The organism is Listeria monocytogenes (genome assembly GCF_013282665.1).
In the GTDB taxonomy this organism is placed as follows: domain Bacteria; phylum Bacillota; class Bacilli; order Lactobacillales; family Listeriaceae; genus Listeria; species Listeria monocytogenes_C.
Map to the genome: position 1 here is coordinate 2,485,559 of NZ_CP054041.1, position 16,931 is coordinate 2,502,489.

Consider the following 16,931-nt stretch of genomic DNA (forward strand, 5'->3'; position numbering starts at 1 on the left):
AGTGAAGACTCGTGGCAGTTGAAAAAATCACCATGCCCAAATTAGGGGAAAGTGTAACAGAAGGAACGATTAGTTCATGGTTAGTTAAACCAGGCGATACAGTTGAAAAATATGATGCTATCGCAGAAGTACTAACCGACAAAGTAACAGCGGAAATCCCATCTTCTTTTAGCGGAACAATTAAAGAAATTTTAGCAGAAGAAGACGAAACGCTTGAAGTGGGCGAAGTTATTTGTACAATTGAAACAGCAGATGCAGGAAGTTCGGAACCTGTAGCTGAAGTAGAACAAACCGAAACAAAAGCGCCAGAAAAACAAGAAATAAAACAAGTGAAACTAGCAGAAGCACCAGCTAGCGGAAGATTTTCTCCAGCGGTACTACGAATTGCCGGTGAAAACAATATCGATTTAGCCACTGTAGAAGGCACAGGTAAAGGTGGCCGAATTACAAGAAAAGACTTGCTTCAAGTCATTGAAAACGGACCAGTAGCTACTAAACCTGAAGTGCAAAGTCAAAGTGCACCGCAAGAAAAAACCGTTACACCAGCTCCTGTACGATCAGCAGCAGGTGACAGAGAAATACCAATCAATGGCGTAAGAAAAGCCATTGCAAAACATATGAGCGTAAGCAAACAAGAGATTCCGCACGCTTGGATGATGGTGGAAGTGGATGCAACAGGTCTTGTTCGCTATCGTAATGCAGTGAAAGACAGCTTTAAAAAAGAAGAAGGTTATTCATTAACCTATTTCGCCTTTTTCATCAAAGCCGTTGCACAAGCGTTGAAAGAATTCCCGCAACTTAACAGCACATGGGCAGGCGATAAAATTATTGAGCACGTGAATATCAATATTTCGATTGCGATTGCAGCTGGTGATTTATTGTACGTTCCAGTTATTAAAAATGCGGACGAAAAATCCATTAAAGGCATTGCTCGCGAAATTAGCGAACTTGCTGGAAAAGCGCGTAATGGTAAACTAAGCCAAGCCGATATGGAAGGTGGTACTTTCACGGTGAATAGTACTGGTTCATTTGGCTCTGTTCAATCAATGGGGATTATTAATCACCCACAAGCAGCAATTCTTCAAGTGGAATCCATTGTGAAACGTCCTGTCATTATTGACGATATGATTGCTGTACGAGATATGGTGAACCTATGTCTATCCATCGATCATCGTATTTTAGACGGCCTACTAGCAGGTAAATTCCTACAAGCAATTAAAGCCAACGTCGAAAAGATTTCCAAAGAAAATACAGCATTGTATTAAAAATGTTTTAATCTAGGTTTAGCGGGTATTGTTTAGTACATCTAGATCCATACCCCTAAACTCCCTAGATGTCTTGGGTAGTACTTTCGGGTGCTGCTCTTTTTTTTGAGAAAAAATAAAAAAAGCCTGAACCAAATTGGCTCAGACGTCGGATATTTATAAAAACATTAATACCCCGGTTAAAACACTAGATAATACAATCGCGATTAGCATTAAAATAACGACAACGCGAACTACTTTTTTATTAGTCATGCGGAAGAAAACTCCTCTCATAAAGCATTTCAGATATATACATCTTACTTATAATTAAAACAAATTTCAAGTCCTTTATGGATTTTTTTAGGCAAATAGGAAGAATGTAGGTGAAAAAATGATGTCCAATGTTAAAAAATATTTTACCGAATTAATCCAAATTTCGTCCGTTTCTGGAAAGGAAACAGCCATTTTAACTTACATAAAAAAACATCTAACGAAATTAAATATCGAATATAGTTTAGACGAAAACTATGGCTTAATTGCACGAATCCCCGCGACTAAAGAGAAGTTTCCAACGATTTTTTTCTGTAGCCATGTGGATACGCATCCGAATGCAAGAACACCAGTTTTTCAAATTGACCAAGGCATATTTACAGCAGCAGAAGGTACTTCATTAGGTGCAGATGATAAAACCGCTGTGGCGGCAATGCTAGCAGCTATCGATTATTTTAGTGTGGAACAGACACCTCACGGGGAAATCGAATTTATTTTCACGACGAAAGAAGAACTCGGTATGATTGGAATGCGTTTATTTCCAGAAGAACAGATTACAGCGGCTTATGGTTACTGTTTAGATGCACCAGGTGAAGTTGGAAATTATCAGCTACAGGCAAATACATTAGTTGCATTAGAATTTACTATCGCAAGTTCTGAGGCAGCGCAGATGTCACCGATTTCGATTGCTAGAATGGCGCTACATGCCACACGACCAGGTAAGATTGACCGGGAAAACAAATGGGAAATTCAATCGTTTTCCGGTGGGATAAATGACGAAAATCAACAAGATGCGCAATTAGAAGTACTTTTTACATCAGCAGCAAGTTTTCGAAAGGCACTTTTGCATATCGAGACGATTAGAGAACAATTTGCGCAAACTTGTGAGAAATATGGTGCTCTTTTGACGCATGATACAAAATTAATTTATGAAGGCTATCAAATTCGTTCCAAGCACCCACTAATGAATATTTTCCAAAAAGCCGCTAAAAAACAATCGTTAGAACCGCGCGAAATATGGCTAGACGGTGGTACGGATGCGAATGTGCTGAATGAAAAAGGGATTCCAACCATGCTATTGTCAGCGGGATACGAAAACGCGCACTCGCCAAAAGAAACAGTGTCAATTGAGCAGTTAGAAAAACTTACACAACTTGTCATTGACCTAGCAGAATCCGCAAAAAACGAGAAAATTCTCCTTAGAAAGCTAAATTAGTGAAAAAAAGTCAAATAATTCGGATTGATTCATTGTCCAAGAAGCAATTCTTTGATATAGTAAATGATGTTGATACTTTTATGTGTCATGTTGAAGTAAGACAGATTTTTCTGCCTTAATAAACCGGAAAGGAAGAAGTGCAAAATGGCAAAACAAGAAATTGGCGTTATAGGAATGGGCGTTATGGGTCGTAACTTGGCTCTAAACATTGAAAGCCGCGGTCATACAGTATCTATCTTTAACCGCTCCACTGAAAAAACGAAAGCAGTTATGGAAGAAAATGCGGACAAAAAATTAGTACCAACTTATAGTTTAGAGGAATTTGTCGAATCTCTTGAAGTGCCTCGCCGTATCCTTATTATGGTAAAAGCTGGCGATGCTACAGATATGATGATTGAAGCAGTTAAACCTTTCTTAAACGAAGGCGATATTTTAATTGATGGTGGTAATGCTTTCTTCAAAGATACGATTCGTCGTAATAAAGAACTAAGTGAAGAAGGGTTTAACTTCATCGGAACTGGTGTATCAGGCGGAGAAGAAGGCGCACTTAAAGGTCCTTCCATCATGCCAGGTGGTCAACGCAAGGCATATGACCTTGTAGCCCCTATTTTACGTGAAATTGCTGCAGTTGCAGACGGAGAACCATGTGTGACTTATATTGGTCCTGATGGTGCCGGACATTACGTTAAAATGGTGCATAATGGTATCGAATACGGCGATATGCAATTAATCGCAGAAGCTTACACTATTTTGAAAGAAATTGGTGGATTAAGCCACGATGAACTTGCGGACGTATTTGAAGAATGGAATAACGGCGAACTTGATAGCTATTTAATCGAGATCACTAAAAATATCCTAAAAGTAAAAGACGAAGAAACAGGCAAACCAATTGTCGATGTTATTCTTGATAAAGCTGGTCAAAAAGGAACTGGTAAATGGACGAGCCAAAGCGCACTTGACTTAGGTGTTCCACTTTCCTTAATTACAGAATCTGTATTTGCTCGTTACATCTCTGCACTTAAAGATGAACGCGTTTATGCAAGTACTGTTTTATCTGGCCCATCTAATTATCGTTTTGAAGGCGACAAAAAAGCATTTGTTGAATCTGTTCGTCGCGCGCTTTACTTCAGTAAAATCGCCTCTTATGCACAAGGTTTTGCACAAATGAGAGCAGCTAGTGAAGAAAACGATTGGGACTTACAATACGGCGAAATCGCGAAAATTTTCCGCGCTGGTTGTATTATCCGTGCTCGTTTCTTACAAAAAATTACTGATGCTTATAATAAAGATAAAAATCTTAAAAACTTATTATTAGATCCATATTTCAAAGATATTGCACATAACTACCAAGGCGACCTTCGTACAGTTGTTGCAGAAGCAGTAAAAGCTGGAATTCCAGTTCCAACATTCACTGCAGCAATTAGCTACTACGATAGCTATCGTTCAGAGGTATTATCCGCAAATCTAATCCAAGCACAACGCGACTACTTTGGCGCTCATACGTATGAAAGAGTTGACAAACCTGGTGTATTCCATACAGAATGGCCACAAGTAGAAGATTGATGGAAGATAAGGCATCCACTTTAACGAGTGGGTGCCTTTTTTATGAGAGTTGAATTAGTAAATCATGGTAAAGTGCTAAAAAATAATGAAAATATCTATTTATGCGCTGTTATTAGTTGTTTTTGAGCTAAAGTTCGTTACAATAGTAATAGGAATATAGTGTAATGACCGAAAGAGAGGGTTAGGCCAAATGAATAGAATATTAATCGTAGAAGATGAAAAAAACTTAGCACGCTTTATCGAACTCGAGCTACAACATGAAAATTATGAAACAGCGGTTGCTAATGATGGACGTGCAGGACTAGAACTCGCACTTAATGAAGAATGGGATGCTATTTTACTTGATTTAATGTTGCCGCATTTAAACGGTGTAGAAGTTTGTCGCCGTGTGCGCCAAGTGAAACAAACACCTATTATTATGATAACTGCACGTGACTCTGTTATCGACCGTGTATCCGGACTAGATCACGGAGCCGATGATTACATTGTCAAACCTTTCGCTATTGAAGAATTACTTGCACGCCTTCGTTCACTGTTACGCCGGGTTGAAAATGCGGAACAATCTGCGAAACAAACCACACTACAGTACCGCAACTTAATCGTTGAAAAAGAAAATCGGATTGTTAAACGCGATGAAGAAATTATTGACCTGACAAAACGAGAGTACGAACTTTTACTTACATTGATGGAAAATGTTAATATCGTTCTTACACGTGAAGTTTTACTTAATAAAGTATGGGGCTATGAAACAGAAGTTGAAACGAATGTAGTGGATGTGTATGTTCGTTACTTACGGAATAAAATTGATCATCCTGACGAAGAAAGTTATATCCAAACAGTTCGCGGGACAGGGTATGTGATGCGTACATGACGACTAGCCCATTTTCCTTAAAAAGTCGTTCTTTGAAATTTAAATGGACTTTTGGAGCTAGTGCAGCCATTTTTCTAACATTTTTCTTGTTTTCCTATGCCATTTACCAAGGAATTGGGCAAATGTTGCTAAATGAAGAAGAACCAGAAGTAAAAGAACTGCTTCTAGCAACAACGAGCACATTAACTAATCAAGATTTGACCGACAATGAGGAAATTAAGTATTTATTTAATAACGACAAAACGGTGAATCGCAAGTTACAAGATCAAGTAATTAATCTGTATGATAAAGACGGCCATTTTATTAATAAGTATTATTTTTCAAGAAATCAAAATATTACTAGCATTGATTTTTCGCAGTATTTTGTTAGTGGGACAGACAAGTTTATTATGAATAAACCAACGATTGATGGACAGAAGATGATGACGGCGCAAATGCCAATTGTAGCAGATGACAATACGACAGTGATTGGTTACGCGCAGGTGGTAAATCCGCTCACTTCCTATAATCGGATGATGGATCGGCTTCTTGTTACAATGATTTTACTTGGGGCAGTGGCGCTCTTTATTAGTGGGATGCTCGGCTATTTACTAGCACAAAACTTTTTAAATCCACTGACTCGCCTAGCTCGAACAATGAATGATATCCGTAAAAATGGTTTCCAAAAACGAATCGAGACGAAAACCAATTCTCGCGATGAAATTGGCGAATTGACCGTTGTTTTTAATGATATGATGACGCGAATCGAAACTAGTTTTGAACAGCAAAAGCAATTTGTAGAGGATGCTTCTCATGAATTGCGTACACCAGTGCAAATTATGGAAGGTCATTTGAAACTACTCACTCGTTGGGGAAAAGATGATCCGGCTGTACTTGATGAATCATTAAACGCTTCGTTAACGGAATTAGAACGCATGAAAAAATTAGTACAAGAAATGCTCGATTTATCAAGAGCGGAACAAATTTCACAAACAAAAGAATTACAAATTACCGATGTTAATGCAACGGTGGAACAAGTAAGACGTAATTTTGAAGTCATGTATGAAAATTTCACGTTTACCTTAAAAGAAGATGATACTGATTTACGAGCGCTTATTCAGCATAATCATTTAGAACAGATCTTAATTATTATTATGGATAATGCCGTGAAGTATTCAGGTGACGGCACCGAAGTGGATATGCATGTCTATAAAGAACAAAAGCAAATCCATATTGATGTGCGTGATTACGGGGAAGGCATTTCACAAGAAGAAATTGATAAGATATTTAATCGTTTCTATCGTGTGGATAAAGCTAGGAGTCGTGAAAAAGGTGGTAATGGCCTCGGACTTGCGATTGCTAAACAATTAGTCGAAGGATATTTAGGAACGATTAATGCGGTTAGTGAGCCAGATAAAGGTACAACGATAAAAATTACACTTCCTTACATTGAACCGAAATCCAAATAGAAAAACCGCAACCTTATGAGGAGGTTGCGGTTTCTTTTATTTTTCTTTCTTTTGTTCTTCCACGATTTGCTCGAATTCTTTTTCTTCTTGTTCCATTACTTTAATTTCTGGATGTTTATTCATGTAAAGTTTTTTCGTTAGTAATGTTTGACCTGCTAAGAAGAGCCCGCCGACAGCCCAGTATAACGCTAGAGCGGAAGGTGCTGTGAAGGATACGAATAAAATCATAATAGGAGACATTAAACCGATAATTTTCATTTGTTTCTTCTGTTCTGGTGAATAACCAATCATGGAAACAAAGTATTGTGCTAAATAGACAAGTCCGGCGATAATTGCAAGCACCATATCCGACGAACCTAAATTAAACCATAAGAATGTGTGGCTAGCAATTTCGGACGATCCACGAATAGCATAGTAGAAAGCCATCAAAATCGGCATTTGAATAAGTAACGGTAAACAACCCATTTGCATCGGATTGATATTATACTTAGAATAAACGGCCATCATTTCTTTTTGAATAGTTGCTTGTTCTTCTTTCGATGTAGCGCGTTTTAGTCGAGCTTGAATTTCATCAATTTCTGGTTTGGCAACGGCCATTTTGGATTGCATACCCATTTGAGCTTTAGCAGTACGTAAGTTTAGTGGCATAATTAGTGCACGGATAAGTAACGTCGTGATAATAATCGCAACCCCGTAATTATCTCCAACAAAGGATGCAACGAACATAATAAAACTAGTAAATGGTTGTACCAAATAAGTGCTAAAAAAACCATCTGTATTTTGTGACGGGTCCATACTACAACCTGTAAGTAATAGTAGAGCACCAAGTAAAACGCTAATTAAAATAATATTTTTCTTTTTCAATGTTTCATTTTCCTCCTAAATAGTAAAATAGTCGATTCATACGTTGGAAAATGAAAAACTGTCTTCGTCATCAGTAATAGCGCTACATTTCCGAGTTATAGCCAACCAATTAATAACAAAATTAGGTGAGGTTACATCAATTTGTGCTCGAAGTGAAATCTTTACTTGCTTTAAGCAGATAGCGTCAGCGGGTAGCACCATTTTCGGTTTTAATAATGTAATGGCTGACCAATAACTGAAAATCGTCAACATTAATAAAAACGTTACTGTGAGTGAAATGAATTCTGGTTCAAGTAAAATTTGTAAAATGGAAATCATGCCACGCATTCGCTCCTTTCTAGGTTTTAGTACTCATTAACTATAATGCAAAAAGAGCTATAGCACAACTACTATTTTTGGGATTTTAGTAAACGATGTCAAACGTTTTTCGTTCTTCTACGGGCGCACCTTTGTAAATGTATACATGTTCGATACGACAACCAGGTGATGGTCCTTTTTTGATAGCATCAATAAATTTATTTAAGTTTTCTTCTTCCGCAATTGCATGGATTTCAACGGAACCATCATCTAAATTTTTTACTGTTCCACTAATATCATATTTGTAAGCGACGTGTTTAGTCGTATAACGAAATCCGACACCTTGCACAAATCCAGTTACTCTCAAAATCGCTGTATCTCTAGCCATGGCGAAACCAACTCCTTTTATTTTTCCTTATTACTAGTGTATCTTTTTTTAGCATTACTTTCAAAAATTTGCATTCCAGTATTTAAAGAAAGCTTATGCTATAATAAGTGTATTATATTTACTGTTGGGAGTTTTTGATATGACAAAATGGAATGTCTATCTAACTAAAGGCGAATATGAGCCTTGGTGGTTTTTTGAGGAGTGGGAAACTTCCATTCAAGCCGACTTTGCTTTTTCAGATAAAGAAGCAGCCTTTCTGAAATATCAAGAGTTAGCAGATGAGCTACTGCGTAATTATCCTAATCATCAAACAAAAAAAGATTGTTTGCTTGCTGCTTGGAATGAGGAAGAAGTGGAGTACTGCGAGGACTGTGAAGACGATATTCAAACATTTCACGGACTTATTTTATTTTCTGATGGGGAAGTATATCAACCAACTTCCGAAGAAAAAGAGACGATTTTTAAACCTGTTTTAACCTTTGCTTGAGGCGAAAAGAAATTTGGAGGATTAACACATGCAGAAGAACGATGACTTATTAAGAGAACGTCGAAAAGACGAACACGTGGCTCTTGGAGTAAAACAAAATGAGCAATTAGCGCCGTCGAGTTTAGAAGATATTCAACTGGTTGGAACTTCTATCCCGCGCTATAATGTGAAAGATATCGATTTAACCACGACTATCTTGGGAGCCAATGTGCCTTTCCCGTTTTATATTAATGCTATGACAGGAGGAAGTCGGCATACGAAAAAGATTAATGCTGAACTTGCTGAAATAGCGCGTGAAGTAGCTATTCCAATGGCCGTTGGTTCCCAGTCTGCAGCGTTAAAAAATAGTTCGCTAATAGATACGTATAAAATTGTCAGAGAAATCAATCCGAATGGGATGATTCTCGCAAATATTAGTCCAGAAGTAGCTCTTCCAGATGGACTTCGTGCAATCGAGATGTTAGAGGCAAATGCACTTCAAATTCATATTAACCCAGCACAAGAATTAGTTATGCAAGAAGGCGACCGTTCTTTTAGTCATTGGTTAACTAGAATTGAAGAGTACGTCAAGCTTTCGCCAGTTCCAGTTGTTGTAAAAGAAGTTGGCTTTGGAATGACGCGTGAAACAGTAGCGAGATTAGCAAGTGTTGGCGTTCAAAGCGTGGATTTAGCCGGAAAAGGTGGAACAAACTTTGCCCAAATTGAAAATGACCGTCGCCGTGATCAAGCCTATAATTTCTTACTTGATTGGGGTATTTCCACCGGACAAGCGTTAATAGATATGCAACACAGAGATGCGCCAAAGATTGCTTATTTAGCGTCAGGTGGTATTAGGAACCCGTTAGATATCGTCAAAGCATTAGCGCTCGGAGCAGATAGTGTAGGTATGGCAGGGCAAATTATTTATTCACTAAAAAAAGAGGGCGTTACCAAAACCATCGAAAAACTAGAGTTATGGAAAGAACAACTACGTGGCTTATTTGTTCTCGCAGATGCGAAAAATATCTCAGAATTAAAAACAACGCCATTAATCATAAGTGGTGAACTTGCCAAATGGGGCACACTACGAGAAATCGATTTAGTCAAACTAGCTAATAGAAAATAAAAACCAGCTGCTATTCATTTAGCAAAGCTGGTTTTTTATTTATTGAACCATTTCTGGTAAAGTTTCATCGATTGCTTGAAGGCGTTCAGTGAATTCTTCTTTAGATAAATTTTTCGTATAAAGATTTGCTGGATGAACGCGACAATCATGCGAACAACTACGCAAATATTTTTTCTCATTTTCGACAGAAGCTAGGATTTGCTTATTGCAATACGGGTTAGCACAATTGATGTAACGTTCGCAAGGCGTACCGTCAAAGTAATCTTTCCCAACGATAGTAGGGTTTACTTGGTTAATCGGAACCGCAATTCTTTCATCGAAAACGTACATTTGGCCGTCCCAGAGTTCCCCTTTGGTTTCTTCGTTTTTACCATAAGTCGCAATCCCGCCGTGAAGTTGACTTACATCATCAAAACCAGCTGTTTTCAACCAACCGGAAAATTTTTCACAACGAATGCCACCAGTACAGTAAGTGACGATTTTTTTATCAGCGAGTTGCTCGCGATTTTCTTCAATCCATCCTGGCAACTCACGGAAATTTTGAATATCTGGACGAACAGCGCCGCGGAAATGGCCGATATCAAATTCGTAATCATTTCGAGCGTCTAAAATAACCGTATCTTCATCCAACAGTGCTTCACGAAACTCAGCAGGTTCTAAATAAGTCCCGGTAATTTCTAAAGGATTAACATCATCTTCTAAACTTAAACTAACAATTTCAGCACGAGGCCGTACATGCATTTTCTTAAAAGCATGAGCATCAGCCGCGTCAATTTTAAATACCATATCAGCGAAGCGAGCGTCGTTTGCCATATAATCCATATATTTGTTTGTTGCTTCTACTGTACCCGAAACGGTGCCATTAATCCCCTCAGAAGCCACCAAAATTCGGCCTTTCAATTCCATTTCTTTGCAAGCAGCAAGATGCTCTTTTGCAAAAGTTTCTGGATCATCAATCGTTGTGTATTTGTAATATAACAACACTTGATAGTCACTCATAATCTTATCACCCTTCAAAATGTATTTCATGTGTAAGAATAAATCTCCACAAGTTTGCGCATTAATACTATACTATAGCAAATTCAGACTGGCAAGTAAGCGAACTGTAAAATAAATGCTTCTTATAGTTAACTATATGTACAAGTACAAAATAGCTATGGTATACTTATTAAATATGAAGCGAAAATTTTGTTGATGAAAGCAAATCCTGTTTTCATTACCTAAAATAAAGAATGAAGTAAGGATTGGGCGTGAGCTATGTGCAAATAAATGAATCGTTTATGGAAGAACTAGCTTTAAAAAAAGTAAAACAAGAGCGCAGGAAAAGGTTGAAGTGGTTTGTTTATAAGTTTTTAATGATTACCTTTGGCGCTATTTTGATGGGGGTTGGGCTGGAACTTTTCCTTGTAAACAACCGAATTTTGGATGGTGGAGTCGTTGGTATTTCGATTATTATTTCGCAACTAACGCCGCTGCCACTAGGGGTTTTAACTTTTGTACTCAATATTCCGTTTTTCATTATAGGTTACCGAAAAATCGGAAAAGTATTTGCGCTGTTTACATTGTACGGAATTGCAGTCATGTCGATTGTAACGCTCGTTTTACATGATATGGACCCTGTGACAGATGATTTACTACTTGCGACTGTTTTTGGTGGAATGACGCTTGGCCTTGGAGTAGGTCTCGTTATTCGTAACGGAGGGGCGCTTGATGGAACTGAAATCATTTCAATCATTATTAACGGTCGGACGCCATTTTCAACAGGACAAATTATTATGTTTATTAATATTGTTATTTTTATCGTTGCTGGACTTGTGTTCAACTGGGATCGAGCGATGTATTCCTTAATTACGTATTTCCTAGCGTACAAAGTAATTGATATTGTTATTCAAGGTGTAGATGAATCGAAAAGTGCTTTTATTATCAGTCGCTATTACGAGGAAATTGGGGCAGAAATTATGGAACAACTTGGAAAAGGTGTTACATACTTAGATGCAACTGGTGGATATTCCGGTGATGTAAGAAAAGTAGTTTTCGTTATCGTCTCAAGATTTGAAGAAGTAAAAGTGAAAGCTATTCTGGATGAAATAGATCCAGATGCCTTCTTAGCTGTCGGGGGAAGTATGTCAGAAGTCCGCGGCGGAAAGCTGATGAACACGAAAACACCGCACCTATAACAAAGCAGAAACCATATATCTCCTACTTGGGATATGTGGTTTTTTGACGAAAGGAAACATTTGTTTGTATAATAGGGCTATAGTATGAGCGACAGAACGGATAGATGTGCTATAATAAAACAAGCAAAAAAGGAATGGGTGGGACTTGAAATGGCGACACAAAAGAAAAAAACAAGCGGACGTAAAAAATCGTCAACACGTTCAAAAAAGAAACAATCAGCCTCTTTTCGTTTAGAAATAACAGGGGTTATTTTAATAGCAATAGGAGTTATCGGGCTTTTACAATTAGGCTTTGTCGGTCGCGGTTTTTTTGCTCTGGCAGAAATGTTTGTTGGTCTTTTAAGCTATGTATTACTTGCAGGTAGCGTGATACTTGGTGGGTACATGGTGATTAGAAGAAAAATGCCTCACTTATTTAGCAAAAGATTAGTCGGTATTTATCTTATTATTTTAGGCTTTTTGACATATATACATATGTATTTCATTATCCACAACTTAGGAGCAAATGCCTCTGTTATTTCTAGTACTTGGAAATTAGTATTAGAAAATTTATTTAGACCAAACCAAGTTGGTTTTGTTGGCGGGGGAATGATTGGAGCTGCAATTAGCTCCGTTACGTATTTCTTATTAGATCGTCTCGGAACAAACTTGATTGCTGCGCTACTAATTATCTATGGTTTTTCCCTTGTATCAGGTATTTCTATCCGCCAATTTTTCTCCAAAATTGCCGAATTTGTTCGTTTCTTATTTGCAAAAGGCAAAGTTGCGACCGAAAAAGGCAAAGAAGTGAAAGCGAAACGTGATAAAAAGAAAGCCGAGAAAATAGTTGAGGTTGAGCCCGATGAAGTAATAGATGTAGTAGAACCCGTACAAGAAGAAAAAGCGCCACCAATCATCTCTAACTTTAGCTCCAAAGTAGAACAAGAAAAAGCACCAGTAGAAGAAAAAACAACCAAACAAGAGCAAGATTTAGAAATGTTTCAACAAGAATCGTTCGAAAATGAGATTTATCAATTACCACCTGTCGATATTTTAGCACCGGCTAAAGTAACGGATCAAAGTAAAGAATATGACCAAATTAAAGTGAACGCAAAAAAATTAGAAGATACCTTTGAAAGCTTTGGAGTGAAAGCAAAAATCACTCAAGTGCATCTTGGTCCTGCAGTGACAAAATATGAAGTACAACCATCTGTCGGTGTTAAAGTGAGTAAGATTGTTTCTTTAAGTGATGATATAGCACTTGCTCTAGCTGCAAAAGATATTCGAATAGAAGCGCCAATTCCAGGGAAATCTGCTATTGGGATTGAAGTAGCGAACCAAAATGTAGCCATGGTTTCCTTACGTGAAGTGTTAGAAAATAATCCTAAAAACAATCCAGACGAGAAGCTTCAAATAGCACTTGGTCGTGATATTTCTGGGGAAGCGATGATGGCCAGTCTCGATAAAATGCCTCATTTACTCGTCGCAGGAGCAACTGGTAGCGGGAAGTCTGTCTGTATTAATGGCATTATTACAAGCATTTTACTTCGTGCCAAACCGCATGAAGTAAAAATGATGATGATTGATCCAAAAATGGTAGAGCTAAATGTTTATAATGGTATTCCACACTTGCTCGCACCAGTTGTAACGAATCCTAAAAAAGCAGCCCAAGCATTGCAAAAAGTCGTTGCGGAAATGGAACGGCGTTATGATTTATTTTCGCATACTGGTACTCGTAATATGCAAGGTTACAATGAGTATGTGAAAAAACATAATGAACTGAACGAAGAAAAACAACCTGAATTGCCTTTTATTGTTGTCATTGTAGATGAGTTAGCTGATTTAATGATGGTAGCTTCTAATGACGTAGAAGATGCGATTACTCGCCTTGCTCAAATGGCACGTGCTGCGGGAATACATTTGATTATCGCAACACAACGCCCATCAGTTGATGTTATTACCGGCGTAATCAAAGCGAACATCCCGTCTCGGATTGCTTTTGCTGTTTCAAGTTCCATTGACTCAAGAACAATTCTTGATATGGGAGGGGCAGAGAAGTTACTTGGACGCGGGGATATGCTGTTACTTCCAGTTGGCTCTAGTAAACCTACCCGAATTCAAGGTGCCTTTTTATCTGATGCAGAAGTAGAAGATGTAGTTAATTATGTTATTTCGCAACAAAAAGCACAATATAGCGAAGAAATGATTCCTGATGATATTCCAGAAGTCGAAGGAGAAGTAACGGATGAATTGTATCACGAAGCAGTAGAGCTTGTTGTAGAAATGCAGACAGCTTCCGTTTCGATGCTACAAAGAAAATTCCGCATTGGTTACAATCGCGCAGCTAGGTTAATTGATGAAATGGAACAAAGAGGTGTAGTCGGACCTCACGAAGGAAGTAAACCAAGAAGAGTAAACGTGGAAATTAATCCAGAGCACGAATAAAAAAGGTGGCGATTAATAATCGCCACCTTTTTTTATGAAAGTAAATCTTGTTTTTGTGCTTGAATTTCTTTTTTACTAGAAGCATATTTTGTTTGTGTTCGGTCAAGCAGTTCGTCAAAAAATTGGGGTAACTGCTCCTCGCTAAGTTCTACGCCTTCAGCAGTGATACCGCCCTTTGTTGCAACGCGTTCAATTAAGCCACTAAAGGTGTAATCTTCCTCTACTAATAATTTGGAAGTCCCAGCTAAAGCAAAATTAATCATTTGAAAAACTTCTGCATCGGATAGAGAGGATCTTCTGAGAGCAGCTTCCACAAATTGTTCGAAAATAGCAGCAATTATTCCAGGAGAAGAGCTAGTTAAATCGCTAGCGATATCCATATTTTCCTCTCGGATAGTCATGACATGACCAAAATGCTCAAATGTCGTTTCTAACCAAGAACTGTTTGTTTGGTTCACTGTCTCAGCATGCGCAATTAAGGTAGTTCCAACACCGACAGCTGTTGTAAGGGAAGGGATTAGTTTACTAACTTGTAATCCAGGAGAGATTTCTAAAATGTCTGAAGTAGTTACACCTGCTGCTATAGATATCACATGACGATCTGCTGTTAACACCGCTGCACAATCTTTCATAAGAGGTAAAATCGCAAGAGGCAACTTGCAAATAAAGCTATGATCGGCTTTTGTGAAAACTTCGGCTTCATTACTAGCCAATACGGTTGTAGGATATTTTGCATAAAATTGTTTGAAATGTGTATTTTCGGAACTGGAATAAAGAATGATTTCTTCGGGAGCAGCAACCTCAGTTTCAATTATTTTAGTCGCAATTAACGATGCCATACTTCCAAAGCCAATAAAACCTATTTTTGTCATTTTCATCCCGCCTTTCATCATTCATTTTATTATGAAGGGAATAAAAGGGGATTGCAACTAAATTTGATTGTTTACTTTTTCACGTTAATGCGCTCCCACCTAGGCTTTACCTAAAAAACGAATGATTCCGATAGAATTTAATTTTCTGAATTCATTTGCATTAAAAATTTATGAAGTTGGTTATTTATTTATTTTATTTTCCATGTTATATTAAGAACAGTTGGAGAAGACGTTAAATGTTTTTGTGCGTTTTCCTAAAAAGGGACCATACATAATTTTTAATACGCGCCTGAATGTTTGTTTTGACAGATAGCTCTAACTAACATTATATCTCTCGGGAGGGGTTTTAAGGTGAAAAAGCGTACATTTGCTTTAGCACTATCAATGATTATTGCTTCTGGCGTTATCCTAGGTGCTTGTGGTTCAAGCAGCGACGATAAAAAAAGTAGCGGTGATAAGAGCAGTAAAGATTTTACAGTAGCAATGGTTACAGATACTGGTGGCGTTGATGACCGTTCGTTTAACCAATCAGCATGGGAAGGCTTACAAAAATTTGGTAAAGCTAACGACATGGAAAAAGGTACAGATGGTTACAACTACTTGCAATCAGCTTCTGAAGCAGACTACAAAACAAACTTAAACACTGCTGTTCGTAGCGACTATGATTTAATTTATGGAATTGGGTACAAACTGAAAGATGCAATTGAAGAAGTTTCTAAACAAAAACCTAAAAATCAATTCGCTATTGTTGATGACACAATTGATGACCGTGATAATGTAGTAAGTATTGGATTTAAAGATAACGATGGTTCTTACCTAGTTGGTGTAGTAGCTGGCTTAACAACAAAAACAAATAAAGTTGGATTTGTTGGTGGGGTAAAAGGAACTGTTATCGACCGTTTTGAAGCTGGTTTCACTGCTGGTGTAAAAGCTGTTAATCCTAATGCACAAATTGATGTACAATATGCAAACGATTTCGCTAAAGCAGACAAAGGACAACAAATTGCTTCTTCCATGTATTCAAGTGGGGTTGATGTAATTTTCCATGCTGCTGGTGGTACTGGTAACGGTGTCTTTGCAGAAGCTAAAAACCTGAAGAAAAAAGATCCTAGCCGTGCTGTTTGGGTAATCGGTGTTGACCGTGACCAATGGGACGAAGGAAAAGTTACAGCAAACGATGGCAAAGATTACAATGTAACGCTTACATCTGAAATCAAACGCGTTGATATCGCTGTAGATGACCTTGCAACTCGTGCAAAAGCTGGAGACTTCCCTGGCGGAACTAAAATTGAATACGGTCTTGATAAAGATGCTGTAGGGCTTTCTGAACATCAAGATAATATTTCTAAAGACGTTCTTGCTAAAGTTGAAGAATACAAACAAAAAATCGTTGATGGGGACATTAAAGTTCCAGAAAAACCTTGATTTTATAGTTATAAAAACGGAGTAATACGAACGAAGTAAAACCTTTTATGAAAGTCGGTATTAAACGTACCGACTTTCATAAAAAAATAATTTGTAAGCGTTTTAATTTGATAGGTAAACCCTTTTACTAAAAGAAAATAATCGGTATATTGGAATTTATGATTGCAATGAATGCCATTTAGAAATAAAATAAGGAGATGGCTTTTTTAATAGCTTAAAAATGCAAGGTAAACTTTCGTACATAGATGGTATTATAAATCGCGTTTTTACAACATACCAA

At 37.7% G+C, this 16,931-nt stretch carries 16 protein-coding genes; 10 read left to right on the forward strand and 6 right to left on the reverse strand.

The features are described from left to right. The first annotated feature begins 11 nt into the window (after nucleotides 1-11). The gene (locus HRK21_RS12575) at nucleotides 12-1,265 is read left to right on the forward strand and encodes a dihydrolipoamide acetyltransferase family protein (protein WP_070006658.1); all 1,254 of its coding nucleotides are present in this window, start codon (nucleotides 12-14) and stop codon (nucleotides 1,263-1,265) included. Nucleotides 1,266-1,421: 156 nt separating this feature from the next. Here the strand turns inward: HRK21_RS12575 and prli42 are convergent, their stop codons facing one another. Beyond that, a complete protein-coding gene (gene prli42 / locus HRK21_RS12580; protein WP_003722501.1) occupies nucleotides 1,422-1,517 on the reverse strand; it encodes a stressosome-associated protein Prli42 in 96 nt (31 codons plus the stop codon). A gap of 118 nt (nucleotides 1,518-1,635) precedes the next feature. On the opposite strand from prli42, the gene HRK21_RS12585 reads away from it, so the two are divergent. The 4 genes from HRK21_RS12585 (at nucleotide 1,636) to HRK21_RS12600 (ending at nucleotide 6,612) form a co-directional block, all read left to right on the forward strand. Further along, nucleotides 1,636-2,730, forward strand: a complete 1,095-nt coding sequence (locus tag HRK21_RS12585; protein ID WP_070006659.1) for a M20/M25/M40 family metallo-hydrolase — start codon at nucleotides 1,636-1,638, stop codon at nucleotides 2,728-2,730. Nucleotides 2,731-2,874: 144 nt separating this feature from the next. Then, nucleotides 2,875-4,293 carry an NADP-dependent phosphogluconate dehydrogenase gene (gene gnd / locus HRK21_RS12590; protein WP_003727468.1) on the forward strand — a complete coding sequence of 473 codons (1,419 nt, stop codon included), beginning with the start codon at nucleotides 2,875-2,877 and terminating at the stop codon, nucleotides 4,291-4,293. Nucleotides 4,294-4,483: 190 nt separating this feature from the next. Then, nucleotides 4,484-5,164: a response regulator transcription factor gene (locus tag HRK21_RS12595; protein ID WP_003719652.1), complete on the forward strand. Its 681-nt coding sequence runs from the start codon at nucleotides 4,484-4,486 to the stop codon at nucleotides 5,162-5,164. Then, on the forward strand, nucleotides 5,161-6,612 hold the full coding sequence (locus tag HRK21_RS12600; RefSeq protein WP_069888844.1) for a HAMP domain-containing sensor histidine kinase: 1,452 nt from the start codon (nucleotides 5,161-5,163) through the stop codon (nucleotides 6,610-6,612). The genes HRK21_RS12595 and HRK21_RS12600 overlap by 4 nt, the downstream gene beginning before the upstream one ends. 36 nt (nucleotides 6,613-6,648) lie before the next feature. Here HRK21_RS12600 and HRK21_RS12605 read toward each other — a convergent pair whose 3' ends face one another. The 3 genes from HRK21_RS12605 to HRK21_RS12615 all read right to left on the reverse strand — a co-directional run bounded on the left by HRK21_RS12605 (nucleotide 6,649) and on the right by HRK21_RS12615 (nucleotide 8,161). Further along, complete coding sequence (locus HRK21_RS12605; protein WP_003738892.1) at nucleotides 6,649-7,476, reverse strand: membrane protein insertase YidC; 828 nt, start codon at nucleotides 7,474-7,476, stop codon at nucleotides 6,649-6,651. Between the two features lie 36 nt (nucleotides 7,477-7,512). Next, nucleotides 7,513-7,794, reverse strand: coding sequence for a hypothetical protein (locus tag HRK21_RS12610; RefSeq protein WP_003738893.1), 282 nt, complete (start codon nucleotides 7,792-7,794; stop codon nucleotides 7,513-7,515). Between the two features lie 85 nt (nucleotides 7,795-7,879). Then, nucleotides 7,880-8,161 carry an acylphosphatase gene (locus HRK21_RS12615; RefSeq protein ID WP_003722507.1) on the reverse strand — a complete coding sequence of 94 codons (282 nt, stop codon included), beginning with the start codon at nucleotides 8,159-8,161 and terminating at the stop codon, nucleotides 7,880-7,882. Nucleotides 8,162-8,300: 139 nt separating this feature from the next. On the opposite strand from HRK21_RS12615, the gene HRK21_RS12620 reads away from it, so the two are divergent. Together HRK21_RS12620 and fni are read left to right on the forward strand one after the other, a co-directional pair. After that, the gene (locus tag HRK21_RS12620; RefSeq protein WP_069888843.1) at nucleotides 8,301-8,648 is read left to right on the forward strand and encodes a DUF1033 family protein; all 348 of its coding nucleotides are present in this window, start codon (nucleotides 8,301-8,303) and stop codon (nucleotides 8,646-8,648) included. Nucleotides 8,649-8,676: 28 nt separating this feature from the next. Beyond that, nucleotides 8,677-9,753 (forward strand): type 2 isopentenyl-diphosphate Delta-isomerase, encoded by a 1,077-nt coding sequence (fni, locus tag HRK21_RS12625; RefSeq protein WP_070006660.1) that lies wholly within the window; start codon nucleotides 8,677-8,679, stop codon nucleotides 9,751-9,753. A gap of 39 nt (nucleotides 9,754-9,792) precedes the next feature. On the opposite strand, the gene trhO is transcribed toward fni, so the two are convergent. Next, entirely contained in the window at nucleotides 9,793-10,752 is a 960-nt protein-coding gene (gene trhO, locus HRK21_RS12630) for an oxygen-dependent tRNA uridine(34) hydroxylase TrhO (protein WP_069888841.1), read from the reverse strand. Between the two features lie 251 nt (nucleotides 10,753-11,003). Here trhO and HRK21_RS12635 point away from each other — a divergent pair, with 251 nt between their 5' ends. Both HRK21_RS12635 and HRK21_RS12640 read left to right on the forward strand, forming a co-directional pair. Beyond that, on the forward strand, nucleotides 11,004-11,930 hold the full coding sequence (locus tag HRK21_RS12635) for a YitT family protein (protein WP_003727465.1): 927 nt from the start codon (nucleotides 11,004-11,006) through the stop codon (nucleotides 11,928-11,930). Nucleotides 11,931-12,080: 150 nt separating this feature from the next. Continuing rightward, on the forward strand, nucleotides 12,081-14,354 hold the full coding sequence (locus HRK21_RS12640; protein WP_070006661.1) for an FtsK/SpoIIIE family DNA translocase: 2,274 nt from the start codon (nucleotides 12,081-12,083) through the stop codon (nucleotides 14,352-14,354). 32 nt (nucleotides 14,355-14,386) lie between these two features. Here the strand turns inward: HRK21_RS12640 and proG are convergent, their stop codons facing one another. Further along, nucleotides 14,387-15,226 carry a pyrroline-5-carboxylate reductase ProG gene (gene proG, locus HRK21_RS12645; protein WP_070006662.1) on the reverse strand — a complete coding sequence of 280 codons (840 nt, stop codon included), beginning with the start codon at nucleotides 15,224-15,226 and terminating at the stop codon, nucleotides 14,387-14,389. Nucleotides 15,227-15,577: 351 nt separating this feature from the next. Here proG and HRK21_RS12650 point away from each other — a divergent pair, with 351 nt between their 5' ends. Then, the gene (locus HRK21_RS12650) at nucleotides 15,578-16,651 is read left to right on the forward strand and encodes a BMP family lipoprotein (protein ID WP_003736561.1); all 1,074 of its coding nucleotides are present in this window, start codon (nucleotides 15,578-15,580) and stop codon (nucleotides 16,649-16,651) included. The last annotated feature ends 280 nt before the right edge of the window (nucleotides 16,652-16,931 follow it).